Annotated in this window: 29 protein-coding genes; 16 read left to right on the forward strand and 13 right to left on the reverse strand. The window is 38.4% G+C overall.

The genetic code is table 11. The features are described 5' to 3' along the window. Positions 1-136: 136 nt before the first annotated feature. Positions 137-586: a hypothetical protein gene (locus tag MKY08_RS06775; protein ID WP_069511902.1), complete on the reverse strand. Its 450-nt coding sequence runs from the start codon at positions 584-586 to the stop codon at positions 137-139. Between the two features lie 226 nt (positions 587-812). Between MKY08_RS06775 and MKY08_RS06780 the strand changes: the two genes are divergently transcribed. The 3 genes from MKY08_RS06780 to MKY08_RS06790 all read left to right on the forward strand — a co-directional run bounded on the left by MKY08_RS06780 (position 813) and on the right by MKY08_RS06790 (position 2745). After that, positions 813-1025, forward strand: coding sequence for a DUF3955 domain-containing protein (locus MKY08_RS06780; protein ID WP_069511900.1), 213 nt, complete (start codon positions 813-815; stop codon positions 1023-1025). A 193-nt stretch (positions 1026-1218) separates the two neighbouring features. Continuing rightward, positions 1219-2349, forward strand: a complete 1131-nt coding sequence (locus MKY08_RS06785) for a CamS family sex pheromone protein (RefSeq protein ID WP_081327956.1) — start codon at positions 1219-1221, stop codon at positions 2347-2349. Between the two features lie 105 nt (positions 2350-2454). Beyond that, complete coding sequence (locus tag MKY08_RS06790; protein ID WP_069511898.1) at positions 2455-2745, forward strand: hypothetical protein; 291 nt, start codon at positions 2455-2457, stop codon at positions 2743-2745. Positions 2746-2794: 49 nt separating this feature from the next. On the opposite strand, the gene MKY08_RS06795 is transcribed toward MKY08_RS06790, so the two are convergent. From MKY08_RS06795 to fdhF, 3 genes are read right to left on the reverse strand one after another with little or no spacing between them, the layout of a single operon-like run. Continuing rightward, positions 2795-3841, reverse strand: a complete 1047-nt coding sequence (locus tag MKY08_RS06795) for an Mrp/NBP35 family ATP-binding protein (protein WP_069511896.1) — start codon at positions 3839-3841, stop codon at positions 2795-2797. 12 nt (positions 3842-3853) lie between these two features. Then, positions 3854-4333 carry a DUF1641 domain-containing protein gene (locus tag MKY08_RS06800; RefSeq protein WP_069511894.1) on the reverse strand — a complete coding sequence of 160 codons (480 nt, stop codon included), beginning with the start codon at positions 4331-4333 and terminating at the stop codon, positions 3854-3856. 4 nt (positions 4334-4337) lie between these two features. Next, on the reverse strand, positions 4338-7274 hold the full coding sequence (gene fdhF, locus MKY08_RS06805; protein WP_069511892.1) for a formate dehydrogenase subunit alpha: 2937 nt from the start codon (positions 7272-7274) through the stop codon (positions 4338-4340). 572 nt (positions 7275-7846) lie between these two features. On the opposite strand from fdhF, the gene MKY08_RS06810 reads away from it, so the two are divergent. From MKY08_RS06810 to moaA, 3 genes are read left to right on the forward strand one after another with little or no spacing between them, the layout of a single operon-like run. Next, positions 7847-8194: a DUF2294 domain-containing protein gene (locus MKY08_RS06810; protein WP_025219003.1), complete on the forward strand. Its 348-nt coding sequence runs from the start codon at positions 7847-7849 to the stop codon at positions 8192-8194. A gap of 12 nt (positions 8195-8206) precedes the next feature. After that, complete coding sequence (fdhD, locus tag MKY08_RS06815) at positions 8207-9025, forward strand: formate dehydrogenase accessory sulfurtransferase FdhD (protein ID WP_069511890.1); 819 nt, start codon at positions 8207-8209, stop codon at positions 9023-9025. Then, positions 9026-10042 carry a GTP 3',8-cyclase MoaA gene (gene moaA / locus MKY08_RS06820; RefSeq protein ID WP_069511888.1) on the forward strand — a complete coding sequence of 339 codons (1017 nt, stop codon included), beginning with the start codon at positions 9026-9028 and terminating at the stop codon, positions 10040-10042. 47 nt (positions 10043-10089) lie between these two features. Here moaA and moaC read toward each other — a convergent pair whose 3' ends face one another. Genes moaC through MKY08_RS06835 form a run of 3 tightly spaced genes read right to left on the reverse strand, consistent with a single transcriptional unit; the run spans position 10090 to position 11646 of the window. Then, positions 10090-10572, reverse strand: coding sequence for a cyclic pyranopterin monophosphate synthase MoaC (gene moaC / locus MKY08_RS06825; RefSeq protein WP_069511885.1), 483 nt, complete (start codon positions 10570-10572; stop codon positions 10090-10092). Next, positions 10565-11155: a molybdenum cofactor guanylyltransferase gene (locus tag MKY08_RS06830; protein ID WP_069511883.1), complete on the reverse strand. Its 591-nt coding sequence runs from the start codon at positions 11153-11155 to the stop codon at positions 10565-10567. Before MKY08_RS06830 ends, moaC begins: the two co-directional genes overlap by 8 nt. Further along, the gene (locus tag MKY08_RS06835; RefSeq protein WP_069511881.1) at positions 11152-11646 is read right to left on the reverse strand and encodes a MogA/MoaB family molybdenum cofactor biosynthesis protein; all 495 of its coding nucleotides are present in this window, start codon (positions 11644-11646) and stop codon (positions 11152-11154) included. The genes MKY08_RS06830 and MKY08_RS06835 overlap by 4 nt, the downstream gene beginning before the upstream one ends. 100 nt (positions 11647-11746) lie before the next feature. Between MKY08_RS06835 and MKY08_RS06840 the strand changes: the two genes are divergently transcribed. Genes MKY08_RS06840 through moaD form a run of 5 tightly spaced genes read left to right on the forward strand, consistent with a single transcriptional unit; the run spans position 11747 to position 15259 of the window. Beyond that, positions 11747-12763 (forward strand): thiazole biosynthesis adenylyltransferase ThiF, encoded by a 1017-nt coding sequence (locus tag MKY08_RS06840; protein WP_069511879.1) that lies wholly within the window; start codon positions 11747-11749, stop codon positions 12761-12763. Positions 12764-12776: 13 nt separating this feature from the next. Further along, positions 12777-14066 (forward strand): gephyrin-like molybdotransferase Glp, encoded by a 1290-nt coding sequence (gene glp, locus MKY08_RS06845; protein ID WP_069511877.1) that lies wholly within the window; start codon positions 12777-12779, stop codon positions 14064-14066. Beyond that, positions 14030-14569: a molybdopterin-guanine dinucleotide biosynthesis protein B gene (gene mobB / locus MKY08_RS06850; RefSeq protein WP_069511875.1), complete on the forward strand. Its 540-nt coding sequence runs from the start codon at positions 14030-14032 to the stop codon at positions 14567-14569. Before glp ends, mobB begins: the two co-directional genes overlap by 37 nt. Beyond that, positions 14550-15029 carry a molybdenum cofactor biosynthesis protein MoaE gene (locus MKY08_RS06855; RefSeq protein WP_069511873.1) on the forward strand — a complete coding sequence of 160 codons (480 nt, stop codon included), beginning with the start codon at positions 14550-14552 and terminating at the stop codon, positions 15027-15029. The genes mobB and MKY08_RS06855 overlap by 20 nt, the downstream gene beginning before the upstream one ends. Continuing rightward, positions 15026-15259, forward strand: coding sequence for a molybdopterin converting factor subunit 1 (gene moaD, locus MKY08_RS06860; protein ID WP_069511871.1), 234 nt, complete (start codon positions 15026-15028; stop codon positions 15257-15259). Before MKY08_RS06855 ends, moaD begins: the two co-directional genes overlap by 4 nt. Positions 15260-15548: 289 nt before the next feature. Here the strand turns inward: moaD and modB are convergent, their stop codons facing one another. From modB to MKY08_RS06890, 6 genes are all read right to left on the reverse strand, one after another. Beyond that, the gene (modB, locus tag MKY08_RS06865) at positions 15549-16205 is read right to left on the reverse strand and encodes a molybdate ABC transporter permease subunit (RefSeq protein WP_069511868.1); all 657 of its coding nucleotides are present in this window, start codon (positions 16203-16205) and stop codon (positions 15549-15551) included. After that, the gene (gene modA, locus MKY08_RS06870) at positions 16206-16988 is read right to left on the reverse strand and encodes a molybdate ABC transporter substrate-binding protein (protein ID WP_069511867.1); all 783 of its coding nucleotides are present in this window, start codon (positions 16986-16988) and stop codon (positions 16206-16208) included. 151 nt (positions 16989-17139) lie between these two features. Next, on the reverse strand, positions 17140-18408 hold the full coding sequence (locus tag MKY08_RS06875; RefSeq protein WP_069511865.1) for a PTS ascorbate transporter subunit IIC: 1269 nt from the start codon (positions 18406-18408) through the stop codon (positions 17140-17142). A gap of 88 nt (positions 18409-18496) precedes the next feature. Next, entirely contained in the window at positions 18497-18760 is a 264-nt protein-coding gene (locus MKY08_RS06880; protein ID WP_069511863.1) for a PTS sugar transporter subunit IIB, read from the reverse strand. After that, positions 18760-19215: a PTS sugar transporter subunit IIA gene (locus MKY08_RS06885; protein WP_069511861.1), complete on the reverse strand. Its 456-nt coding sequence runs from the start codon at positions 19213-19215 to the stop codon at positions 18760-18762. The genes MKY08_RS06880 and MKY08_RS06885 overlap by 1 nt, the downstream gene beginning before the upstream one ends. Positions 19216-19431: 216 nt before the next feature. Continuing rightward, positions 19432-20328: a LysR family transcriptional regulator gene (locus MKY08_RS06890; protein WP_069511858.1), complete on the reverse strand. Its 897-nt coding sequence runs from the start codon at positions 20326-20328 to the stop codon at positions 19432-19434. Positions 20329-20465: 137 nt separating this feature from the next. Here MKY08_RS06890 and MKY08_RS06895 point away from each other — a divergent pair, with 137 nt between their 5' ends. From MKY08_RS06895 to MKY08_RS06915, 5 genes are all read left to right on the forward strand, one after another. Next, positions 20466-21431, forward strand: coding sequence for an ABC transporter ATP-binding protein (locus MKY08_RS06895; RefSeq protein ID WP_069511856.1), 966 nt, complete (start codon positions 20466-20468; stop codon positions 21429-21431). Further along, positions 21428-22459, forward strand: a complete 1032-nt coding sequence (locus MKY08_RS06900) for an ABC transporter substrate-binding protein (RefSeq protein ID WP_069511854.1) — start codon at positions 21428-21430, stop codon at positions 22457-22459. The genes MKY08_RS06895 and MKY08_RS06900 overlap by 4 nt, the downstream gene beginning before the upstream one ends. Positions 22460-22591: 132 nt before the next feature. Then, positions 22592-24253 (forward strand): iron ABC transporter permease, encoded by a 1662-nt coding sequence (locus MKY08_RS06905; RefSeq protein WP_069511853.1) that lies wholly within the window; start codon positions 22592-22594, stop codon positions 24251-24253. Further along, complete coding sequence (locus MKY08_RS06910; protein ID WP_069511851.1) at positions 24246-25337, forward strand: MBL fold metallo-hydrolase; 1092 nt, start codon at positions 24246-24248, stop codon at positions 25335-25337. The genes MKY08_RS06905 and MKY08_RS06910 overlap by 8 nt, the downstream gene beginning before the upstream one ends. Beyond that, complete coding sequence (locus MKY08_RS06915; RefSeq protein WP_069511849.1) at positions 25334-26140, forward strand: hypothetical protein; 807 nt, start codon at positions 25334-25336, stop codon at positions 26138-26140. Before MKY08_RS06910 ends, MKY08_RS06915 begins: the two co-directional genes overlap by 4 nt. Positions 26141-26349: the final 209 nt, after the last annotated feature.

Below are 26349 nucleotides of genomic sequence, written 5' to 3' on the forward strand. Positions count from 1 at the left end.
TTTTCTATTTAATAGAATATGCAAATGATAGCGTGTTTATACCAAATAATAGAATTGCTGTTTCATAAATTATCTAAAATAAATGAAATGAATAGAAATAAAAAAACAGACATATGATGATTGTCTGTTTTGAAATCTATTTTTCGCTTGTCCAAATGCTAGGTTGTTCGAAGGAGACAATATCTACTATATGGTCTAGACAAACAATCTGATAGTGGATTAATTCTTTATAAGAATATATTTCCTGTGCAATCGTTGTTTGACATACAAAATCTAAATAGGCGGATTTTGTAAAGATGCGTATGGCATGTCCTCGAAATTCATCTTCGTTATTGACAAAGTGGAATGACTCATCAAAAACAGTGTACGCTACATACGAATCGAATTCGATATGGATTTGTGGTAATGTCTTATCCATTTCAATGGGATAGGCATCATGTAATTGATATTCATGAATGTTGACATCCTCGCTTTTTGAACTGATGGAAGCTCTATTAATCGAAATCCTTAAAGAGTTTGTTCCAGGCTCTGTTATCTTATCTAAAAATAAATAACCTTCTCGCTGCATTAAATCCTCATAGTTCATAAATACACCCTTCCATATTTATATAAGATTTTTGGTTATTTTATAATATTAAATTTTGAAAGTCAAAAATAAAAGCACATTCTAAAGAATAAAAATTTATCGTTTTACGATAAAAAATAATTGACTTAGGTTAAATAATTCGTTTATGATAGCAACAGGGTAGCAAGAGATTTGGTGGCTAAATTAAAACACTGAATCAAAAATATTTATATGGAGGGACAAAGAAATGAAGAAATATCTGTTAGCTTCAACACCAATTGTTTTAGGAGTCATCAGCTTTTTAATCTTTATGATAAAGGGGAGTAGTGTTGCACCTGATGGTACATTAGAGGAACCGTTCTTTTTAATTCCAATAGGATTTTTGTTGTTATTTATTGGTTGTATTTGTGTAGTAGGGGTAGTATTGTTGTCGTTAATCCAAAAAACAAGACATGTTTGAGTATGAATTCATTAAAAACCCTGTTTTATTGCAGGGTTTTTTGTATGGTGTAAAAAATAGAATAAGAGGGTAGTTAATCAGGTAAAGGTTATTTATGGCGTTAACCTATCTACGTACAATTTATGGTAATATTAGGTATAGACCTATTTGTAGAGAAATGCCTGAAATGACAATGATTAAGGAGCAAAATGAAATGGTTATAAAAAAGAGTGCGCTCATTTGGCTATCCCCTTTGTTTTTTTTAGCTGCTTGTAGTGATAATGACGATGTAAATACGAAAGAAGAAAAAATGTATATTTCTTCAATTCAAAAAAAGGAAATTTATGAAATTCAACAGCCTGCCAAACAGAACGTTTCAAGAGGGCTAATTGTTAGTCACATGAACAATTCAATAAATATCAATGAAATCGAAAAAGGACTCATGAATTTATCAGTTGACCATTTTTCGCCAAATAGTTTTTATATGCAAGAAGGACAATATTTAGATAAAACTATTATAAATCAATGGTTAGCTAGAAAAACGGAAGAAGGTTTAGGGTTAAATCCAGCTATCAAAAATAGTACGGGTAATGTTTTAGAAGATGAAAAAGAGAATCCGCTCATCTTATCACATGTGTTAGAGCAAAATTTTATTAACAAAAAAAGTGGGAAAATCGAAGGAATGTCTTTAGCTATATCGTTAAATGAATTTTATGATATTCGCGTGTCTGATGATAAAGGCTTGATTTATACAGGGCAAGTGAAAGTAGATAATAATGATGATGATGTGAATGATGTTGCTAAGTATGGTAAAGAAATGGCTGAAAGAATTATAAAAGATATAAGGAAAAATGCAACAATACCTAATGTTCCAATCTATTTAACGTTGTATCAAGAGTCCAATAAAAACGATATTATTCCAGGTGTGTTTTTAGCTGATACTTATATTGCAGAAGGGAAGGAGAAAATAGATAAATGGAATGACATTGATAAAAAAGACTATACGTTTCCTTCTGATGCCTTATATAGTTTGGATCAAGATACATATAATCAATTATTGAAGTTTAAGGAAGATATACAACAGAATTTCAAACATTTAAATCCTAAAATAATTGGAAAGTTGCGATATGAAAATGGTAAGTTAGCTGATATAAAAATAGAGGTACATGCCCCTCTAATAAACGATACAGAACTGATTGGGCTTTTACAGTTTATAGGGACAAAACTAAACACTATTTTATTTGACTATGTGCCCGTGACGATTCGTATTATCGATCAAAAAGAAGATGTCGGCATTGTTCTATGGGATCCAAAAGAAAAACAAATATTTGCTACCCCGATTTAGTTTTAGTGACAGGCACCCAAACAATTCTGATAATTATTCGTATCGAAAAGTAGTAGTTATTTAAATAGGAAGAAACTCTATATTGAAGGATGGCATTTAGACAACATGGATAAGCAATTAGTGGAATGGATTATACGCTTTCAAAGGGATCAAGATATTGAAGCATTGGCACATTTAAAAAGCTATTGTTACAACATAATTGAGACTTTGATTGGAGAATTTACAGCGAAATACGGTGAAGAGGCAGGAGCGTTATTACGCTTAAAATGGGATAAACGCTTTTCTTTTATTTTTACAAAGTATCAGGTGCATGTAGGGTTACCTTTAGATACATTTGTCCAAAATACGTATCGTTTTTATTTCATACAAGTGTTAAAAAAAGCGGGTTATTTGTAGCAAGGAAAATCCCTTGATTTGTCACTAAGCAAATCAAGGGATTGTTGTTTTATTGAAATAGTAAATCTTCTGCTAGATGTGTAAAGATTTCGCCAATCACTGTTTCTTCATCGTATATGGAGGAGCCTGTATTTTCTTCAGGCTGGGCGAAAGGAATATGGGCAATCACTTCAGTTTGGAGTAATTTTGCCAATTGTTCGGCTCCACCTTGTCCAAATAGATAGTTTTTTTGACCATCTGCCCCTTCAAAATAAGCCATGTTTTCAACTACACCAAGAATAGAATGTTTCGTATGTTGAGCCATTAAGCCTGCACGGGATGCGACGTGAGAAGCAGCCAAATGCGGTGTCGTTACGATAATTTCTTGTGCTTGTGGAATCATCGCCGCCATATCAATCGCCACATCCCCAGTTCCTGGTGGTAAATCAATTAGCAGAAAATCCAACTCTCCCCATAAAGTGTTGACAAGGAAATTGCGCATCCATTTGTTGAGCATTGGTCCACGCCACATAACAGGTTGGTTCCCATTGGTGAAAAAGCCCATTGACATCAATTTAACCCCATGACTTTCAACTGGAATCGCAATTTGGTCAAGCATGGTAGGTTTTTGCTCAATGTTCATCATAGCAGGGATACTAAAGCCATAAATATCAGCATCTAGTATGCCTACACGTTTGCCAAGACGGGCAAGAGCGACTGCTAAATTAATGGTCACTGTCGACTTCCCAACGCCGCCTTTACCACTTGTGATGGCAATAAACTGCACTCCTGAATGAAGATGCAACATGTTTGGCATTCCTTGTTCGTTGACATTCTTCGCTTGTAGAGAGGTCGATAGTGTACGTCGTTCCTGTTCAGTCATCGCGCCAAAGGTAATAGCAACACTGGAGGCACCAATCGCTTGTAGTGCCTCCTCCACATCTTGCTGGATTTTCGCTTTTAACGGACAGCCTGATATAGTTAACATAATATCCAGTGATAGATGGGTGCCGCTTATGTGAATATTGCGTACCATATTTAATGTGACAATACTCTGATGAAGCTCAGGATCTTGAACTTGTTGTAATGCGTTGATAACATCTTCTTGTACTAACATATTCGAACCACCTTATTCTTTTAACCCTTTGCCAAGTCCCTTTAAGAAATGCACACCAAAATTAAGTGCGCGATTGACATCTGGATCATTTAACATTTTGACTAGTTTAAAGGCACTAACTTTGTCATCGGATTCAAGTGCTTTGTTAGCTTCCTCTACACCTGAATTTAAGCCTTCAATCAGCTTAGTCGTTGTTTCAGGATTTAGCTCTGTCAATGCTCCCGCAACACCCATTAAATTATTAATGATATTGGTTACAGGCTTTCGTGTTAATTGTCCAAGTGCAACATGAGCCACTTCTTCTTTAGCTTCTAGTAGTTTCATTGCAGCTTCTAGTGCACCGATATCATTTAATTCAGCTATAATATGCAATACTTGTTGGACCGCTTCTTCTTGCTCAGAAAGTAGTTGTTTAAGATTATCTAATTTTTGTTCTTTGAGCTGTTCGTCTGTTACTTGTTGTTTTTTTATGCTTGTAATGGGTTCAGCCATGTTCTCACTCTCTTTCGTTTAGGGTTGTTAAGTGAACGTAGCCAGGACGATTCCATTTTCGTTGTACCTCTACACCATTTTGAGGATGACGCTTTTTATAGCGCGGGTTAGTGCGCGGCAGCGGCGTCTTGCCTTTTGCTTTTAGCACCTCTACTCGAACTTTTGTTTGTTTGTACGCGGGTGTTGATGTATTAATATCTGCTGCAGGACCAGTTAAGAAGTTAATAGCTGAATCTTTGCTAACAGAGTTCATAGGTAAAAATAATTCATTCCCTTGCACGCGATCTGTTACTAATGCATTGAGCTTTAATGCGCCATATGGAGATACTAAACGGAGTAGGGCGCCATCTTCAATGCCTCGTTCTTTCGCCAATTGTGGTGATACTTCAACGAAAATTTCTGGTACCTTTGATTGGATACCTTTCGATTTATTTGTTAGATTTCCTTCGTGGAAGTGCTCAAGCATACGACCGTTATTAATATGACAATCGTATTGTGCCTCAAATTCAACTGGTTGCACCCAATCATGTAAAGCAAAACGAGCTTTTTTATCTGGGAAGTTAAAACCATCTTCATATAATAATGGTGTATCTTTTCCATCATGACTACCCCAACAGAAGCTACCCCAGCCTTCTAAGACATCATAGTTGGCTTGTGAGAATAGTGGAGACAAACTCGCCATTTCATCGAAAATTTCACTTGGATGATTATACTGCCAATCTGCTCCTAATCGACGTGCAACTGCTTGGAGGATTTCCCAATCAGCTTTCGACTCACCGAGTGTTGGCAAAACTTGATAGAGACGCTGAACGCGACGTTCTGTATTCGTGAATGTGCCTTCTTTTTCAAGCGAAGGGGCTGCTGGTAAAATCACATCTGCATATTGGGCAGTACGTGATAGGAAGCAATCTTGGACAACAAAAAATTCTATTTGTGAAAGTACCTCATCTACATGGTTAGCATTACAGTCAACAAGTGCCATATCCTCGCCCACTAAATACATCGCTTTCATTTTACCTTCCATAATAGCATCTAACATTTGCATATTATTTCGACCTGGTTGAGATTGAATAGGGACACCATAAGCTTTTTCGAATTTTGCTCTTGCTTCATCATCGGTCACTTTTTGGTAGCCTGGCAATAGATTTGGTAATGTCCCCATATCACAGGCACCTTGAACATTATTGTGACCGCGTAGCGGGTAAGCCCCAGCCCCAGGACGACGATAGTTACCCGTTGCTAATAGTAAATTCGAAATAGCGGCTGATGTATAAGAGCCTCCCGTATTTTGCGTGACACCCATACCCCAAAGAACACAAGTGCCATCTGCATCACGAATCATTTCAGCCACTTCAATCAATGTTTCCTTGCTAATTCCGGTCATATTTTGAGCGTAATCAAGTGTATAGGTTGCAAGCACTTGTTTAAAATCTTCAAAATGCAGGACATTGTCTTGAATAAAGGCTTCATCATGCCATCCTTGATCGATGATATATTTGGTAACCGCCATAATCCACACTTGGTCAGTACCTTGTTTTGGACGCATAAAGATGTCTGAACGCTCAGCCATTTCATGTTTACGAATATCGGCAACGATTAATTTTTGACCATGTAATTTGTGTGCACGTTTCACACGTGTTGCTAAAACAGGATGGCCTTCAGCTGGGTTAGCACCAACAATAATGACAAGGCCTGCTTTAGCAATATCTTGAATCGTACCAGCGTCACCGCCTAAACCTACTGTACGTAATAAACCGTCTGTAGCTGGAGACTGACAATAACGGGAGCAATTATCGACGTCATTTGTGGCAAATAATTGACGCGCCATTTTTTGTATTAAGTAATTTTCTTCATTTGTAATTTTAGAAGAAGAGATAAAACCGACAGAACCAGGACCATATTGTTGTTGAATACCACCGAGTTTTGTGGCAATTAAATCCAACGCTTCATCCCAAGAAGATTCAACAAACTCATTATTTTTACGAATAAGTGGTTTTGTAATACGTTCTTCCGAATTGATGAAATCCCAACCGAATTTTCCTTTTACACATGTAGAGATTGCATTGACCGGACCATCTGAAGGTTGTACTTTTAAAATTTTGCGGTCTTTTGTCCAAACTTCGAATGAACAACCTACACCGCAGAAAGTACAAACTGTTTTTGTTTTTTTCGTGCGCTTACTACGCATGGCTGCTTCCACTTCAGAAACGGCAAAAATACCGCTATATCCTGGTTCAACTTCTTTAATCAAACGAATCATTGGATCTAACATATCTTGTTTCAAACCCGTCATAAATCCAGCCTCTCCAAGCATGGACTTTTCCATTAAGGCATTACAAGGACAAACGGTAACACATTGACCGCAGCTTACACAGGAAGAATCATTAATGGCAACACCTTTATCCCAAATAACACGTGGTCTTTCTGCTTCCCAATCGAGGGATAATGTTTCGTTTACCTGTAAATTTTGACAAACTTCTACACATTGCCCACATGCAATACATTGGTTCGGATCATAGCGGTAAAAAGGGTGTGACATGTCTACTTCATGTGGTTCAACTTTCGGTTTGTACGGATATTTTTGATGCTCGATTTCCATTAATTCGGCTGTATTGTGTAATGTACAATTTCCGTTGTTATTATCACACACTGTACAGTACAGTAAATGGTTTTCGAGTAGACGGTCCATCGCTTCTGTTTGTGCCGCTTTTGCTTTGTCAGAAGCTAATAACACATTCATGCCATCAATTGCCTTAGTGGAGCAAGAACGAACTAATTGGCCATTCACCTCCACGATACATGTATCACATGTTTCGATTGGGTCTACAGCGGGCACATGACAAATCTGTGGATGAGGAATGTCATGTTGGTTAATCGTATCAAGAATCGTAGCTCCTTCTTTGACATCATACGGTACCCCATTAATATGAATTTGAGTCAAGATAACTTCCTCCTTTTGCACTTTGAGACTCTTTAGACAACTTGTTACGGCTTAAGACAAAAAGGGAATGACGAATTGAGTTGATGATTGAATTGATTGTCTTGTTATCATTGTAATTCCCACTCGGTCTTTAATCTACCTAGAAATAGTTAAATGTCTAGTTCATAACAAGTTATCCATGTCTTGGTTCATGAAAATAAAAAAATCCACCATGAAATTACATGTCCAAGACATGCTAATCATTCATGGTGGATAAAATTCTTAGCAGGTCTTGCTAAAAACTCAATCTACTTTTATGTTTAATAACAATAGAATTTAACTATTAAAACCACTTTCCAACATCGTGAGATAGGGATCAAAATAGATAAACTCCATTTGGAATAACAATAATTATAGCCTTTTTCTACAAAATGAACAATATTTATCATAAAAAATTATTAGATGATAATGGTTATCAAAAAGTATTTTCTCTTTTAATTTTTTTCAAGTTGCTATATCATTAACAAACTGTAAGGGTGACCGTCATATCAAATTGACTAAAAAAGTTTTATTACGATGGGAGAATCGTTGCTATGTCTAAAAAAATACATGAATTTAATGATATGATACGTAAATTAAGAAAAGAAGTATTTGGTAAAGGGCCAGAGCGTATTCATACAGTTTTTGTCGAGAATATGGCTGTATCTACTTTGTATGGAAATATAACACCAACGGAAAAATTTATTGCCAGTACACCAGAAGGGCTAAAAATGGTGCATGCTGCAAGGACAACTATGATTCAAGATTTATATGCCCAATCACCACCAGAGGGTATGGAAGAATTGATGGGCAGCAAATTGCTCCACTTATTTTCAGATATTAAAATTGAAGAGGATTTTGCAATTTCCGTCTTCGTTTTTGAAAAGAATATCAGTGTTTAAAGGGGATGCCTTATGGAACGAGCAATCACAAGGAAAATTATGCGCGTTGAAGGACAGCAAGTAAAAGAAATAGATGATGTAATCGTCACAGAATACGCTGTAACTGTCAAAATCAATCAGCAAGAATTTGTCACGATGGTATGTTCACCAGAGTATGTGGAAGATATGGTTATTGGCTACTTAGCTTCCGAACGAGTTATTCGTAGCTTTGATGATATTGAGGAAATTTGGCACCAAGAAAAAGAAGGCTTTGTGCATATTAAAACAAAACATGTTAATCCCTATTACCAGCAGACGCAAAACAAACGCTATATTACCTCTTGTTGTGGTATGAGTCGACAAGGATTTGTTTTTACGAATGATGCATTAGTGGCGAAAAAAATGGACGATGTGCATGTGCAAATCACAACCGAGGATTGCTTCCGTTTAATGCATGATATGCAGGAAGGTGCAGACATTTTTAAGCAAACGGGTGGTGTGCACAATGCTGCACTATGTAATGTCAATGGCATTATCTTAAGTCGCATGGATATTGGGCGTCATAATGCATTAGATAAAATTTACGGCTATTGTCTGCGCAACAATATCAGTATGCAAGATAAAATTATCGTCTTTAGTGGACGACTATCGTCAGAAATTTTACTAAAGGTCTCAAAAATAGGCTGTGAAATCGTGCTATCTAAATCAGCACCAACTGAGTTGGCATTGCAATTAGCCGAGCAGCTTGGCATTACAACGGTAGGTTTTATCCGACAACAAGCTCTGAATATTTATACACAGCCACAACGCATCCTACTACCAGCCCAGAATGCACGGAAAGAAGGAGATTAAATGCCGGCTCTACAAGACCAATTCAATAGACCTTTAAGAGACTTAAGAATATCTGTAACAGATCGCTGTAATTTCCGTTGTCGCTATTGTATGCCAGCTGAAGTATTTGGTCCAGATTATGCATTTTTACCGTCTAATAAAATATTAACTTTTGATGAGATTGAACGATTAGTAAAAATATTTGCGTCATTCAATGTGAAAAAAATACGAATTACAGGTGGAGAGCCCTTGCTTCGTCGTGATTTACCAGCATTAATTGCACGCATTCACCGCATTGAAGGTGTAGAAGATATTGCTTTAACAACAAATGGCACTTTATTAAAAAAATATGCACCAGCATTGGCTCAAGCAGGCTTAACTCGCGTTTCAGTTAGTCTAGATTCATTGAATGATGAACGGTTTTTGGAGATGAACGGACGTCGAGGTAAGGTATTAACGGTGTTAGAGGGCATTGAAAAGGCTGCGGAAGCAGGTTTACAAGTGAAAATTAATATGGTTGTGCAAAAAGGAAAGAATGACCAGGATATTGTTACAATGGCACAATATTTTAAAGAAAAACAGCATATTTTACGTTTTATTGAATATATGGATGTAGGCAATTCGAATGGTTGGAACTTACAGGATGTTGTGTCGAAGCAGGATATTATTGCGAGAGTCCATCAATTTTCTCCGTTACAGCAAGTAGCACCTAATTACAAAGGGGAAGTGGCATCACGTTATCAATATCAAGATGCACAAGGGGAAATAGGGGTGATTTCATCCGTTACAGATTCCTTCTGTTCCAATTGTTCACGTGCTCGTCTTTCGGCAGAAGGTACCTTATATACTTGTTTATTTGCAACAGAGGGAACAGATTTAAGAGAGCTGTTACGATCAGGACAAGATGATGCCGCTATCCGCGAGTGCATATCGAAGGTATGGGAAACAAGAGACGATCGTTACTCAGATGAACGCAATGAACAAACGATAACAACAAGGAAAAATACAAAAATTGAAATGTCTCATATTGGGGGGTAGTGCAAAAAAACAGAAAAAATCGGCAAAGTGATGCCGAATTTTTCTGTTTATTTATGCACAAAAGTGCCGCTTTTTCCACCCGTTTTTTCAACAAGATAGGTATCTTTAATGACCATCGTTTTATCAACTGCTTTACACATATCATAAAAAGTTAAGGCAGCGATCGTCACGGCTGTGAGGGCTTCCATTTCAACACCCGTTTTCCCACTGCATTTGACAGTAGCTTGAATATGCAGCTCATAGCCCTTCTCCACTTTTTCATAGTTAAATTGGAAATCCGTGCCTTGTAGCATGATGGGATGGCACATGGGAATAAGATCAGCGGTCTTTTTAGCCCCCATAATCCCTGCAATTTGGGCAACTTGTGTAGGATCGCCTTTTTTAATGCCACCTTGTTGGATGGCTTCATAGACAGTATCGGATAACGTGATTGTGCTACGCGCAATGGCCGTTCGTGTTGTGATTTCTTTTTCTGAAATATCAACCATTTTAGGGCGACCTTCTTCGTTCCAGTGTGTAAAATTATTCATTATTAGACTCCTTTTTCCTTGTTTGAGACCAGTCTTGTTGTGCATTAATATTGATAAATGTTGTGTCATCGTCATCAAAGGGGACGTAACAAACTCGCAGTTGCTCTAACAGTACTTTCATACTTCGTTTGTTTTGTTTCGTTAATTGTTGTGCTTTAGGTAAAGCTGTACGTCGAAATAATGCAGCTAATGGCTGATGTTTTTGCGCCTGCATAGGAACGATTGCATCATAATCGTCACTTATTCGACCGACCATTTTTTTGATAAAATCAGCATTCATATAAGGCATATCGCTAGCCACGACAAAAAACCATGCCACATCAGGGTAGGCTGTCATGATATGATGTAAAGCAAAAAGTGGTCCTTGATGTAGCTGTTTGTCGATAATCCATTGGACGTTTTCCTGCTCAAACTGATGTTGTAACTGTGCGTTTGTAGCGATAATAATAGGGGATAGCTGATTTTTTTGTAAAGCGATGAGACTATGCTTGTATAAAGGCTGCCCAGCAAACAGCTCGAACATTTTAGGTTTACCATATCGAGAGGATTGACCACCTGCTAATATAATACCAGCAATTTTCATAGACGATTCAACTCACCAACAAAATGTTGAACAGTGGGTACTATAAGTTTCGTCATAGCTAGTGATACCGCATTTGTGGAACCAGGTAAAACATAGATGGCTGTTTGTTGAATACTCCCAGCAGTGGCACGACTAAACATTGCCCTTGGGCCAATTTCGTCATAGCTAAGTGTTCGAAATAACTCACCAAATCCCATCATTTCCTTTTCGAAAAGAGGCAAAATGGTATCGTAAGTTTGGTCTCTTGGTGTAAAGCCTGTTCCGCCCGTTACGATAATGGTATTGATGGATGGGTCACTGGACCATTGTTTCACATAACGAGCGATATCCCGTGGTTCATCCTTTGTGAGTTGGTAGTCCACTACTTCGAAAGTTGCTTCTTGAAGTAAAGTTTGAATACGCTGTCCAGCGTGATCATTTGCCTTTGTGCGTGTGTCACTGACAGTTAAAAGAGCAACTTGAATGGGTTGCTGATGATATGTGGGATGCACAGTAAAGACCTCCTTCAAAATTACTAAAAAACATTGCTTTTATTATAATGCTATAAATAAAAAGGTCAAACGATATTCATAGAAAGAAAGGCTCATATGTATGCAAAATAGATATTCGAGACAACAATTATTTACCCCTATCGGACAATCTGGGCAAGTATCGATCCAACAAAAACATGCCCTTATAATAGGTGTCGGTGCATTGGGGAGTGCTAGTGCCGAAGCGCTTGTACGTGCTGGTATCGGCAAGTTAACACTGATTGATCGTGATTATGTAGAGTGGAGTAATTTACAAAGGCAACAATTATATACAGAGCAAGATGCCCAAGAAAAAATGCCAAAAGTTATCGCAGCTAAAAAACGTCTGCAAGAAATTAACACAGAGGTTGAAATCAATGTTGCCATTATGGATGCATGTATAGAGACTTTGCTACCATTGCTAAAAGATGTAGATGTAATGGTTGATGCGACTGATAATTTTGATGTGCGTTTTCTAATGAATGACCTTGCACAAAAGTATCGAATTCCGTGGGTGTACGGCTCTTGTGTCGGTAGTTATGGCGCAACCTATACGATTGTGCCAGGCAAAACACCTTGTTTGCACTGCTTATTAAAAGCAATACCCCAAACAGGGATAACTTGTGATACGGTAGGTATTATTAGCCCAACGGTTCAAATCGTTGCCGCATATCAAGTGGCTGAAGTATTAAAACTGCTTGTTGGAGATGACAAAGCGCTACGAAAAAGCTATTTAACATTTGATGTTTGGCAAAATCAACACTATGAAATCAATGTCGATAAAATGAGACAGGCTGATTGTCCATCTTGCGGCAATGCGCCAACATATCCTTATTTATCCTATGAAAATCAAACGAAATTACAAATACTTTGTGGACGGGACGCTGTGCAAATTCGCCCACCAAAGCCCATTTACTATCAGTTCGAGCAGTTGGCACATCAGCTTCGTTCCTATGGTGAAATTCAGATGAATCCTTATTTGCTTTCTTGTCAAGCGGACGATTATCGAATCGTTATTTTTCAAGATGGGCGAGTTGTGATTCATGGTATACAAGATATACAAAAAGCTAAAACGATTTACTATCGGTTATTAGGTTAAAGGAGTGTACTAAATGCTAGAAAAAAGACAACCAATTCCTGTGGCAGAAGCTGTTCATCGTGTAATGGACTATGCCTTTCAAGCACAAAATGAGCTCGTGCCATTAACACAAGCTCATGGTCGCTTTATAGCGGAAGCGATTCGAGCCGACCAAGATGTACCCGCTTTTGATCGTTCACCGTATGATGGTTATGCTATTCGTTCTATTGATAGTCAAGGAGCTTGTTCACAAAAGCCAGTTCGATTTCAGGTCGTTGGCGAGATTGGTGCAGGCTATGTCTATGATGGTGTAGTGGAGGAAAGACAAGCTGTTCGCATTATGACAGGAGCCCCTATACCACAAGGCTGTGATGTGGTGGTAATGCTTGAGTTAACCAATACTTTTGAAGAAAATCATCAAAAGTATATGTCGATTAAACGTTCTTTTGAAGCGGGGACTAATATTTCCTATAAGGGGGAAGAGGTACACCAGGGTACAATCCTTATTGACAAAGGTCAATATATTAACCCTGGTGTAATGGCTTTGCTCGCTACGTTTGGCTACGAGCAAGTACCGGTTTATCGTAAAATGGTCATTGGCGTGATAGCCACGGGTAGCGAATTACTAGAGCCCGGTGAATGTTTACAACCAGGCAAAATTCGAAATAGTAATGCCTATATGATGATGGCACAAATTGAACGTGCTGGTGCAGAAGTCAAATATTTTGGTAAGTTTAGCGATGATTTGGCGTTATGTATTAAAATCGTGGAAAAAGCATTACAGGAAGTTGATATTTTAATTACAACGGGGGGCGTTTCCGTAGGTGATTATGATTATTTACCAGCCATTTATCAGGCGCTGGAGGCAAAGGTATTATTTAATAAAGTAGCAATGCGACCAGGCAGTGTAACAACAGTCGCAGCTCGCAATGATAAATTGTTGTTCGGCCTTTCAGGTAATCCTTCAGCCTGCTATGTTGGTTTTGAACTATTTGTACGTCCAATTATTCGCACTGCCTATCGTCATCCTCAACCTCACTTACGCAGAGAGCAGGCTATATTAGGAGCAGATTTTACAAAACCGAATCCCTTTACACGATTTGTGCGTGCGACAGCTTATTATGAAACAGGGCAGCTAGTCGCTGTGCCATCTGGTTTTGATAAATCGAGTGCCGTTTCTTCGTTGGCGACAGCTAATGCTTTTATCGTTTTACCAGGTGGTTCTAGAGGTTATGAAAAAGGCATGTCCGTAGCAGTCTTATTGTTAGAAGATTTACAAGGAAGTGAATGGCCTTGGGACAACATCGAAAAATCTTACAGATAGTTGGCTATCAAAATAGTGGAAAGACAACATTGATAGAGCAATTAATTAAACAAGCTTCACTGGAAGGGCTACGAGTAGGAACAATCAAGCATCACGGACATGGTGGTGTGCCAATGATCGAAACGTCCAAAGATAGTAGTCGGCATGAGCAGGCAGGTGCGATTGTTACTGCTGTGGAAGGGGAGGGTACTTTACGTATGAGTATTCACCAAAATAGCTGGCGATTAGCTGAAATTCTAGCAATCTATGCTTCCTTTTCGATGGATATCGTGCTGATTGAAGGATATAAACAGGAACATTATCCAAAAGTTGTACTACTCCGAACAGCACAGGACCAAGTGCTATTGCAGCAACTAACCAATATTATTTGTGTTATTTATTGGCCGAACTATCCACTGGATCCACCGTTAACAATCCCAGCGTATTCAATTTATGAAGAAAGAAAATATATGGAATTTTTGTTGAAAGAAATGAGGGAAGACTATGACGGTAGCGTTGTTTGAAATTATCAATCAACCGATTGATGTTGAGCAAGTTAGACAAAAAGTAATGAATCGAAATGCTGGTGCCATTACACTATTTATCGGCACAGTGCGTGAAATTACAAATGGCAAAAAAACATTGCATTTGGAATATCAAGCCTATCCCGCGATGGCGATAAAAATGTTTGAACAGATTGCAAAGGAAATACAAGAGCAGTGGCCAGAAGCGATAGTGGCTATTACCCATCGAGTAGGTCGCTTGGATATTTCAGACATAGCTGTTGTTATTGCTGTGTCATCGCCACATCGTAAAGTGGCGTATATGGCAAATGAATATGCGATTGATCGCATTAAACAAATTGTTCCAATATGGAAAAAAGAGCATTGGGAGGACGGGACGGAATGGATTGGTGACCAATTAGAAAATATCCCCTATCCACAAGGAAAACCAGTTATTCGGAGGGAGGAAAGGAAAGCGTGATTAACATCTTATTATTTGCGCACTTACAGGAACTGGTTGGTGAATCACAACTCAAGGTAGAGCTGTCAGATGTCACGGTTGCTCAGTTAAAAGAGTGGCTAGAAAAGCAGTATCCGCAGCTATCATTACAACAAATAATGACAGCAGTAAATGAGGAATTTGCAACCGATATGACAATCGTTAAATCGGGTGATACCATCGCCTTTATCCCACCTATTAGCGGGGGATGATAAAAGACTAAGTTATGAGTGTAGCGCTACGAGAGCATCGGCTGTAGCTTTCATCCAACGTACAATGAAAAAGAAGCTGGGGCAAAAGAGAAAAAGTGTTAGATTGAACCTGAAATCTAACACTTTTTTGCTATGCAATTGTTGTTCGCGTCTTACATTGTGTGCTGTTCTGAGCAGGATTTCCCGCTCCGCTGCCAAGTACTAGTGAACACTTCTATTTTTTATTTTTGCAAAAGCAAGAATAGCTAAGTTCTCCATATAGCGAAAATTTATTAACACCTTTCCTCTTTTATACTTTTAGTAAATGGATACTAAGAAGCATTAGAAAGGAAATAGCAATCATGCACAAAACCCATGTCCAAGCAAGCGTCATGTTACCCGAATCAAGTGCCATATAAATCGCTAGCGGTGTTGTTTGTGTTTTTCCGGGAATGTTCCCCGCAAACATCAGGGTCGCCCCAAACTCGCCTAAAGCACGTGTAAAGCTTAAAATTCCACCAGATACAAGTGCCTTTAATGCGAGCGGAATAGACACAAAAACAAAAATTTGCCATTCATTCGCCCCATCAACACGTGCTGCATTTTCAATATCATTATCTATAGAGGCAAAGCCCGTTTTAGCGGATTGATACATTAATGGAAAGGCAACAATCGTAGAAGCGATAACGGCAGCCCACCATGTGAACATGATTGGTTGATCAAAAAGCCACACAATAAGATTTCCTAATACACTATTTTTTCCAAAAATAACGATGAGCAAAAAACCAACTACAGTAGGAGGTAATACTAAAGGTAAAAGCAAGATTGTTTCTAACAAGAGTTTACCTTTAAAATGGCGGGTTGCCATCCATTTACCCATTAAAATACCAACTATAATAGCAGTAATTCCAGCAACAAAGGCAATTTCAATGGAAAGCCTAAGAGGAGACCAAAAATCGGTACCCATTTATTGAGCTCCTTTAAAGCCATACTTTATAAAAACATTCATTGCCTCATCACTTTGTAAAAATTGATAAAAATCGTTTGCCTCTTGTCCATGCTTACTCGCTTTTAGGACGCCTACAGGATAAATAATCGGTGCATGGGTCGCATCATCGGCAGTTGCAACGACATCGACTTTATCGGAGACGAGGGCATCTGTTTTATAAACGATTCCAGCATCTACATTTTCGCTTTCAGTATAAGTAAGTACTTGACGCACATCTTTTGTATATACCACTTTAGATGCAAGTGATTCCCAAAGCTGCATGCTTTTTAACGTGTCGACGCCATACTGCCCAGCAGGGACTGTTTCCGGTGTGCCAAGCGCAATTTTTCCTGCTTGAAGTAAATCGTCAAAGGAATGGATTTGCTTTTCGTTGTTTTTAGGAACGATTAAGACTAACTCATTAGCTAAAAGATCTGTTCCCTGTTGTTCAATCATTTCTTTTTTTACCAGGGCGTCGAATTTATCTTCCGCTGCTGAAAAGAATAAATCCACCGGTGCACCTTGTAAAATTTGTTGTTGCAATGCACCAGAGCCGCCAAAGTTATAGAGGATTTTGACCGAATCGTGTTCTTTTTCATAAGTTGTTTTAAGTTCTTCTAAGGCATCCTGTAAACTAGCTGCCGCAGAAATCGTTAATTCAACAGGTTCGTTTGCAGTCCCTTCATTTTCTTGGTTACCACAAGCTACTAATAAACCCACTAGTAGAGCCAGTGCCGCAAATAAACGATAAAAGTTTTTCACTATTTTACTCCTTTTATAACTCGTTATAACAAGACATAACTAATTATAATCAGTGCCAAGTAAAAAAGATAGTCGTGCCAGTCACCCAAACAATTCTGATAATTCAAAAACTCGTTCTGCATGTCAGAACGAGTTTTTTGAAGTGATATGCTTACACTGCACCAAATAATTTTAAAATATTAATAATAATAATGCCTACGATGCCAAAGTCAGAATCACCAAATGTTGTTCCTTCGTAGCCGATATCCCCCATAAAGATAAGCAAGATAGCTGGGATAAAGCTAATGATTATCCCGTTAGCAAATGCACCTGCCATGGAGCCAATACGACCACCCGTTGCATTACCGAAAACACCTGCCGCAGCACCTGTAAAGAAATGTGGCACTAGGCCAGGTACAATAACTTTAAGCCCAATCAGTGGGAGGGCAAACATGGACAATAAGCCAGCTAAAAAGCTAAAGAGGAAGCCGATAATAACGGCATTCGGTGCAAATGGGAAAATTGTCGGGCAATCTAAAGCAGGCTTAGCGTTTGGTACGAGTTTATCAGCAATCCCTTTAAATGCAGGAATAATTTCTGCAATCAGCATACGAACACCTGCAAGGATAATATAGACCCCCGCTGCAAAGGTAATCGCTTGGATAATCGCGAAAACAATGAAGTTCGATCCCCCGGATAATTGCGCTTCAATATAAGAACGGCCTGCGAATAAAGCGACAACAATGAAAAATAAGCTCATTGTCAAGGAAATGGCAACAGATGTATCTCTTAAAAATCCAAGTGATTTAGGTACTGCAATCGCTTCAGTTGATTTGGCTTTGTTGCCAAATAGTTGACCAATTTTAGCAGATACATAGTAGCCAATGCTGCCAAAATGTCCAACTGCAAAGTCATTATTCCCTGTTATTTGACGCACGGTAGGTTGTAAAATGGCGGGGAAAATCACCATACATAAACCTAACACTATAGAACCGATAATAATAAGAGGAGTACCACTCATCCCCCCAACAGAGAGGGAAGCTGCGATTAAACACGCCATAAATAATGTATGATGACCAGTTAAAAAAATATATTTTAAAGGCGTAAATCGCGCTAACAAAAGATTCATTACCATCCCGAATACCATAATCAAGGCTGTGGATGTGCCAAAGGTCGTTTGTGCAGCAGCTACAATGGCTTCATTATTGGGGATAACTCCTTGCACCTGAAAGGCATGATCGAACATTTTGCTAAAGTGAGTTAAAGAACCAATTAAAACGGCTGCACCGGCACCTAAAATGACAAAGCCCATAATGGTTTTTAACGTTCCTGAAAGAACAGTGGAAGCAGATTTCTTTTGGATTAGTAAGCCGACAAGAGCAAATAGGCCGACTAGTATTGCTGGTGTACCTAAAATGTCATTCATCATAACATCTAACATACCAACACCTCATCCTATCCAATTTTAAAAGCGTAAAGAGAAAATTAAACCTAAACGTAAGAGCAACAACTGCGCAACATATTGTCCATTACAATAGTGGGGCAAGCTTTCCTTTGATTTCTGGGATACTCATCATATTGACGATACGCACAATTTTTCGCACACCATTATCTAGTTGGTCGATGATATCCCCTGCACCAATATAAATATCAGCCTTTTCAGAAGTTGCAGATGTTAAATCCGTATGTGTTACCTCTGCTTCCTTGCCGAGTTCTAGCAATGCCTTTTTTACATTCAGTTCCATCATGAAGCTGCTGCCTAAGCCATTTCCACAAACGACTAAAATTTTCATTATAATCGCTCCTTTGTTGTATATTGTTTTATTTTATCCATGACGCATTCTGCACGCTTGCATCCGATAATGTTGTCGATTTGGCTAGGTTCTTGTAATACTTGTGTTAAATCGACTAACGCCTGTAAATGTGTTGAATGATCCGTAGCTGCTAAAATAATGATTACATACACAGCTTTATCGAGTCCAAAGTATACCGGCTTTTGTAAAACTAATAAGCTCATCGATAATTCGTTTACGCCATCAGATGGCCGCGCATGTGGAATTGCTACTTTAGGTGTAAGTACAACATAGGGACCGTGTTGTTCGATGGAATCGATCATGGCTTGGATATAGCGCTTTTCTATTTTGTTTTGCTGTAACAGTGGTGAAGCAGCAAAGCGTATAGCATCCTGCCAGTTGGCTACTTCGTTTGTAATTTGGATAGTTTCTCTATGAAGCAACTCGGTAAGCAACTTGTCATCCCTCCTTTCGTTAGAGCACAACATGTCTTCTATCCATGTTATGAATGCTTACTATGTAATGATGTCAGATTACTGAATTTTTTTAATAAATATGTTAAAAAGGGGAGTAAGTGATTATTGGTATGCCAATGGAAGTCGTTTTGTGCAGATAGATGAGGGAGAGCTCACAGTTGGTTGAAGCTGTGAGACTCATCGCTTGTAGCGGGTTTATGTTTTGATTTTTTGTGCTAAATCGTAAATCACTTTTTTGACAAATACATCAATCTGATTGTCTAGTCTAGATTGCGGGTAAACCAGTTGGATTTTCCGTTTGAGCGTAATATTATTTAAATCTTTTTTGATTAATAAGCCAGATTGTAGTTCATCCGCAATAAGGGAAACGGAAAGAAAAGCAATGGTTTTACCAAACGTCAGCATTTTTTTAATCGTACTAACAGAATCGAGTTCAATTGTATTAAATGCTGGTTGGAAAGGGTCCAACCATTTTTCGATAAAATGATTAGTTGAACTGGAGGAAGTATGTAATAATACTTTATTTTTAAGGACATCGGATTGCGAGATGTCCTTTTTTGCTGCCAGTTCGTGACGAGGGCTTAGAGCTAAAACAAGCGAATCTTCACCAATTGTCTCATAGATTAGTGCTGGGTTTTCTTGCTTTGTTTCCATGAGTAAACCAAAATCTAGTTCTTGCAGGGCTACCATTTTTTCAATTTCAGGTGCTGTTTTTACCTCTAAGGATATGCGGATGTCAGGATATGCGGTGGAAATTTGATTAATAATTTCAGGCATATAAATATGCGCAGGTACGGCACTTGCACCTAATCGAATGGAGCCAATATTGCCTGCTAATAAATTTTCAATGAAACGATTCATATCGTTTTGTAGTTGGACGATTTGTCTTGCGTAGTGATAGAGCCCCTCTCCAGCTTCTGTTAAACGATAGCCACCCGCATTTGTGCGAAACAAACGTACCCCGTACTCTTCTTCAATCGAGCGAATATGAAAGGATACCGTAGGCGGCGTAATACCTAGCGCTTTAGCGACAGGAGCTAATTTTTTAAAATCGACGAGTAAACAAAATGCCTGTAATTTCAGATGATTCATTTTAGCCTCCTAAAGGAAATTCGAAAAAGTATTGCATTTCCTTAAGTTTATTAGATTTTTTTTAACGACATATTAATAGTAGGTTAATATTTTCTAAATATCTGGAAACTATAGTAGAGATAGACGAGGAGGATACCATGAAAATCTCAATAACGAACTTAGAGAAAAACTATGGACAAGCACAAGTGTTATGGCCCATTAATGTGGAATTAGATAGTAAGTTCATTACAATTTTAGGCCAATCGGGCTGTGGGAAAACGACTTTATTGAAAATACTAGCTGGTCTTGAAAAGCCAACAAATGGTGAAATTGCATTCGATGACACAATCATTTATTCGTCTAAGCTTCACAAAAATGTTAAACCAAATAAACGCAATATTGCCATGGTCTTTCAAGATTTCGCATTATGGCCTCATATGACCATTTTCCAAAACATCGCATTCGGCTTAAAAGGAATGATGCCAAAAGAAGAAATAGCAGAGCGAGTAGCGTATGTAATGCGGTTAGTGAAGATGGAAGGATATGAAAATCGTAAGCCGGGACAATTATCGGGAGGTCAACAACAACGGGTTGCACTGGCGAGGGCACTGGCAACGAATCCAAAGTTAATTTTATTTGATGAACCATTATCAGCGTTGGATGCCGTACTTAGAGAAAAAATGCAGGATGAAATTATGCATATTATTCATGAACTAGATTGCCAAGCTATTTTTGTAACACATGATCAAACAGAAGCCATGACGATGTCAGATCAAATAATTGTGATGGAATCAGGCAAAATTGCGCAGGTTGGGTCACCTGAGGAAATTTATCATACGCCGGCAACACCTTATGTAGCGGATTTTATAGGGAAGGTCAATTGGTTCGGTAAAGGGAATCGAATTGTACGTCCAGAGGGTGTCTCGAGACAACAATATCCTGGTGCTATTGCGAAACAGGCAATGATTGTGAAAAGTACTTTTGTTGGAGATCGCTATTTAGTACATGCGCAAGTTGAAGGGAAGCAATGGAGCTTTTATGAAGCTGTACCGCTTGAACACGGACAGCAACTGGAAGTTTTTGTGGATACTAAACAAATCTATCAATTGGAGGGTTTACAGTGAAAAAACGTTTCAAATTATTAGCAACAGCGGGCTTTCTTGTGGCATTAACATTAGCAGGGTGTAACAATAATAAATCGGCAGACAGTGTTAACAATGATGCAGCAAGTGCTAAGCCAACTGAAGTGCAAACACTAACCGTCTATTCTGCTGGTCCTGATGGCTTGGCAGCAAATATTCAACAAGCTTTTGAAGAAAAAACGGGCATAAAAGTAGAGATGTTTCAAGGGACAACGGGCAAAATTTTATCTCGTTTAGAAGCAGAGAAAAATAATCCTGTCGCAGATGTCGTTGTGCTAGCTTCTATTGCATCAATGGATGGATTAAAGGAAGCCAATCAATTACAAAGTTACAAAGAAACCGAAAATGCTAGTAAAATGAACCCCGATTGGTCAGATGCAGAAGGCTATTACTATGGCTATAGCGCATCGGCATTAGGCATTGCCTACAATACGAAAAATACGAAAGACATACCAAGCGAATGGACAGATTTAGCTAAAGCACAGTGGCAAGGTAAAATAAATATTCCTGATCCAAGTTTGTCTGGATCTGCTGTTGATTTTATTTACGGTTATACAGAAGCGGAAAAATCGGCATGGGATACAATCCAAGCATGGAAAAACAATGGACTACAAGTGAATGGAGCCAATAAGGAAGCATTGGATGCTGTTATTACAGGTGATAAAAATGCAACCATTTCAGGTGTTGACTATATGGCGTATAAAGCGAAAGCGAGTGGGGAACCAGTAGAAATTGTTTATCCGAAGAGTGGAACGGTTGTTAGTCCGCGAGCAGTAGGCATTATGAAAGATGCTAAAAATGTGGAAGGTGCGCAGGCCTATGTTAATTTTTTACTTTCAGATGAAGGACAAAAACTAGTGGCAGATGCTTATCTACTACCTGGCAATCATGATATAGCTGTAAAAGATCGCGCAGCATTGGATGAAATCCCGCAGTTAAATGTGAACTGGAAAGGTTCAGAAGCAAAGCAACTTGATATTTTAACGAAGTTCAATGATATTTTTCGTTAAGTTGTAAGCGTCCTTCTTGATGATGCATTCATCCTGCCTGTGAAAAATTCGCTATTGGTCAGTCATAACTTTTTAATACTGACTATTGCGAATTTTTCAAAAAATGTTGTTCTATGAAAGGAATGATGCAACATGATAATGGAAAGTAGACGAAGTTTTGGCTTGTTATTGACGATTGTCGCAACGTTTGCGATCGCACCATTAATAGCCATTATGTATTATACATTTGTTCGTGATGGTATAGTTGATGTTTCACAATTTAGTAGCATGTTTGCTAATGAAAGATTATGGCAGACTTTGGGCAACTCTTTATTATTAGGTGTATTGGTTATTTTAGGAACGACGATATTAGCATTCCCTATGGCATTCATTCGCACGAAAACAACTTTACAAAAATATGATTGGCTAGATATTGTCCTAACGATTCCTTTTATGACACCCCCTTATATCGGTTCCATGGGATGGATATTATTTATGCAAAATAATGGATTTTTACAGCAACTAGTGCCAGGCACGGCTTGGTTGTCAGATGCCTTTTTTTCCTTATTTGGCATGGTCATGGTTATGAGTCTACATCTATTTCCTTTTTTATATTTAATGTTGAAAAATACGTTGCTTAGAATAAATGGTTCCTTTTTGGATGCTGCACTTATTTTCGGACGTAGCTCTTTGCGCAACTGGCTACAAGTAATACTGCCGTTACTGATTTCTAGCTATGGTCTTGGGATATTGTTAATTTTCATTAAAACGCTAGCGGAATTTGGGACACCTGCAACGTTTGGAAGCCGAATCGGTTTTCAAGTTTTTACGACAGAAATTCACGCTTATCTTTCAAGGTGGCCTGTAGATATTCGAATGGCTACATCGCTTTCTGTATTTTTGCTTTCCGTATGTCTTATTATCTGGTATTTCCAAAATCTTATCGGACGAAAGTTTACATATAGCGTACTTTCAGGAAAAACGCCCGCTGCTCGTGAAAGAAAAGATAAATGGTTTATCCAATTGGGATCATGGTTTTATGTAGGATTTGTTTTATTGTTTGCAATCGGTATTCCTTACTTTTCAATAATTGTAACCTCGCTACAAAAAGTAAGGGGAGACGGTTTACGTGCAGGCAATTTCACATTAGCGTCTTATCAGGCTGTCTTTACTAGTGGTAGCGCTGGCTTAACGGCATTTTTAAATAGCGTTGTTTTTTCAATACTTACAGCAGTTATTACAGCGATAATTGGTTTATTTATTGCCCTTTACATTAAAAAGGGAGAAACGAAAAAGCAACAACTATTAGATTTCTTTAGTCTTATGCCGAATATTATTCCTGGTATCGTCTTTGTTGTCGGCTTAATTATGTTTTGGAATGCTCCTTGGTTACCAGCAACTATTTACAATACAAAGGCAATGGTTGTTGTAACTTATTGTGTGCTGTTCTTACCCTACGCTGTGCAATATACAAAATCCTCACTATCACAGTTAGATCAATCTATTTTCCAATCAGCTGCGATTTTTGGACGCAATAGTTGGGACGTGTATCGAGCTATCATCATCCCGCTGCTAATGCAAGGAATACTTGCTGGTATGATGATGACATTTATTATTTCAATGCGCGAACTAGTCGCGGGTCTCCTTATTTTGCCTCCATCAGTTGAGACAGGCGCAACGTTTATTTATAGCCAATTTGAACAAGGTAATGTTGGGATAGGAATGGCTGTTGCAGTTATTACAGTCGGGATGACAGTTGTTTTTATGTTCCTATTAAATTGGCTTCAAAGATGGGGAGGACATGTACGTGCTTAATGTAGAGATTTTAGGAGGGGTTGGAGAGTACGGACGAAATTGCTTTTATCTCGAAAAGGACGGACGAGCGATATTACTTGATTGTGGTGTCATGAATAATCGAGAAAAAACGATGCCCACTTTAACTCCCGCTCATATGGCAAAACTTGATGCTGTGTTTATTTCTCATTCGCATATTGATCATGTCGGCGCGCTTCCTTTACTGGAACAGTGGGGTTACAAGGGTCAACTAATTATGAGTGAGATGACAGCAAAACAATTAAAACGCACTTATCCAAACATTAAAACCTTTTCACCAAGATCGATTGGTCATTGGTTACATATTAATCAGCATCTTTCTTTTCAATGGGGCTTTAGTGGGCATCTAATAGGAAGTGTTTGGTACAGCATTCGATTTTTGGGGGAGGTGATATTTTTTTCGGGAGATTATGTTTTGGATTCCTATCTATTAAAGGCGAATCTTCCGTATGAGGATTGTGGGAAGTATAACGTCGCGTTTATCGATAGTGGGCATGTTGAAAAGACCATTAAGAATGAAGAAGTATTGCAACAAATAGTGGAGTTTATTTGTACGAACGATAGTAGACCGATTATTTTCCCTTCTTCCTTTTCAGGTAAAACGGCTGATATTGCGATTTATCTTTTTGCGCATAGTACAAGAAAAGTGTGTATTGATCATCAGTTTTTCCCATTGTTTGAAGATTACTATGCAGCACCTGAAAATGTGGTATCTACTCCGATATTGCCGTTGTTTAGAAGTGAATGCTTACAAGAGAAGACTGTGGAGGAAAATGCTATTTATTTTGTTCCAGAACGAGATGAAGCAACCATATCGCAACTATTCAAAAATAGTCCATCAGCAATTGTGATCTTTACAGGATACTTTAATAAAGCTTGTTATATTCAACCATTAGCACCCCATCAAGTAAAACAGTTTTTTTACAAAACACATCCGGATTATAAGGATATTATTGCACTGTCCAAGCACATAAATGCTGAGAAAACCATTTACTTTCACAGCCATTTTACAAATGAAGAAACAACACTATTAACTTTAATCGGAAAAGAGGCGGATATAGGATGAATCATTTTAAAAGAATTGCACTGAAATTGGTCGTAATGACCATGGTACTGGGCACGCTTGGCCTATTGAATACAGTACAAGCGAAAGCAGCAATGGAGCCTAGTCATGAGATTAAATATAATTTGCGAACGGATTTATTTAATGAATCAGCCATTTTAAAACTTTTTGCAGCAACGAAAAAAGATGAGGTAAAGATTTACTATTTCGATACAAATAATAAAGATTTTTTAAATGCAGACTATAACAACCGTTTACGTGTCTATAAAGATAGCACGAAAATCGATATTACGTATAAAAAGAGATTTCTTAATACACCGCTTGACGAAGCACTAGCAATCACAAAAAGCCATGGCTTTACAGGGGATGAATCTAACTATAAGTTTGAAATGGATATTAAGGGTGGAAATCGTACATTTACAATTAGTCGCAAAGAATCATTAAAAGCAACGACTAAAGTATCTTTCGATGCAGTGGATGTGAATGCTGCGAAAAAAATGATTTTAGATAATGTTCCAAAGAAAATTTTAAATTGGGATTCGGCAACATGGTATAACAACACGTTAGCGCAAGCCATCGTGTATGGGCCTGCCAATGCAACAACCTATAAAGGAAGCTTTGCAGGCTACGAGGCTGATATTGAGGTTTGGCATTATCAAGGGGATGTTATGATAGAACTATCTACTAAAGAAGACGACGCCACAAAAGCTGCAGTAATTGAGCAAGTATGGCATGATCAGCTAGCAGCAGTTGGATATCTTAGTGCGGATCAACGTGGAAAAACAGCCTTTGTAATGGAGCAATAAGAATACCCGCGGAACAAAGTGAAATACCCGCGAAATGAGAGGTTTTACCCGCGGAATAAAGTGAAATACCCGCGAAGTAAGAGGTTTTACCCGCGGAACAAAGTGAAATACCCGCGAAGTAAGAGGTTTTACCCGCGGAACAAGGTGAAATACCCGCGAAGTGAGCGTTTACCCGCGGAACAAAGTGAAATACCCGCGAAGTAAGAGGT

Origin of the sequence: Lysinibacillus sp. FSL M8-0337 (assembly GCF_038593855.1) — a bacterium.
Lineage (GTDB): Bacteria > Bacillota > Bacilli > Bacillales_A > Planococcaceae > Lysinibacillus > Lysinibacillus sphaericus_D.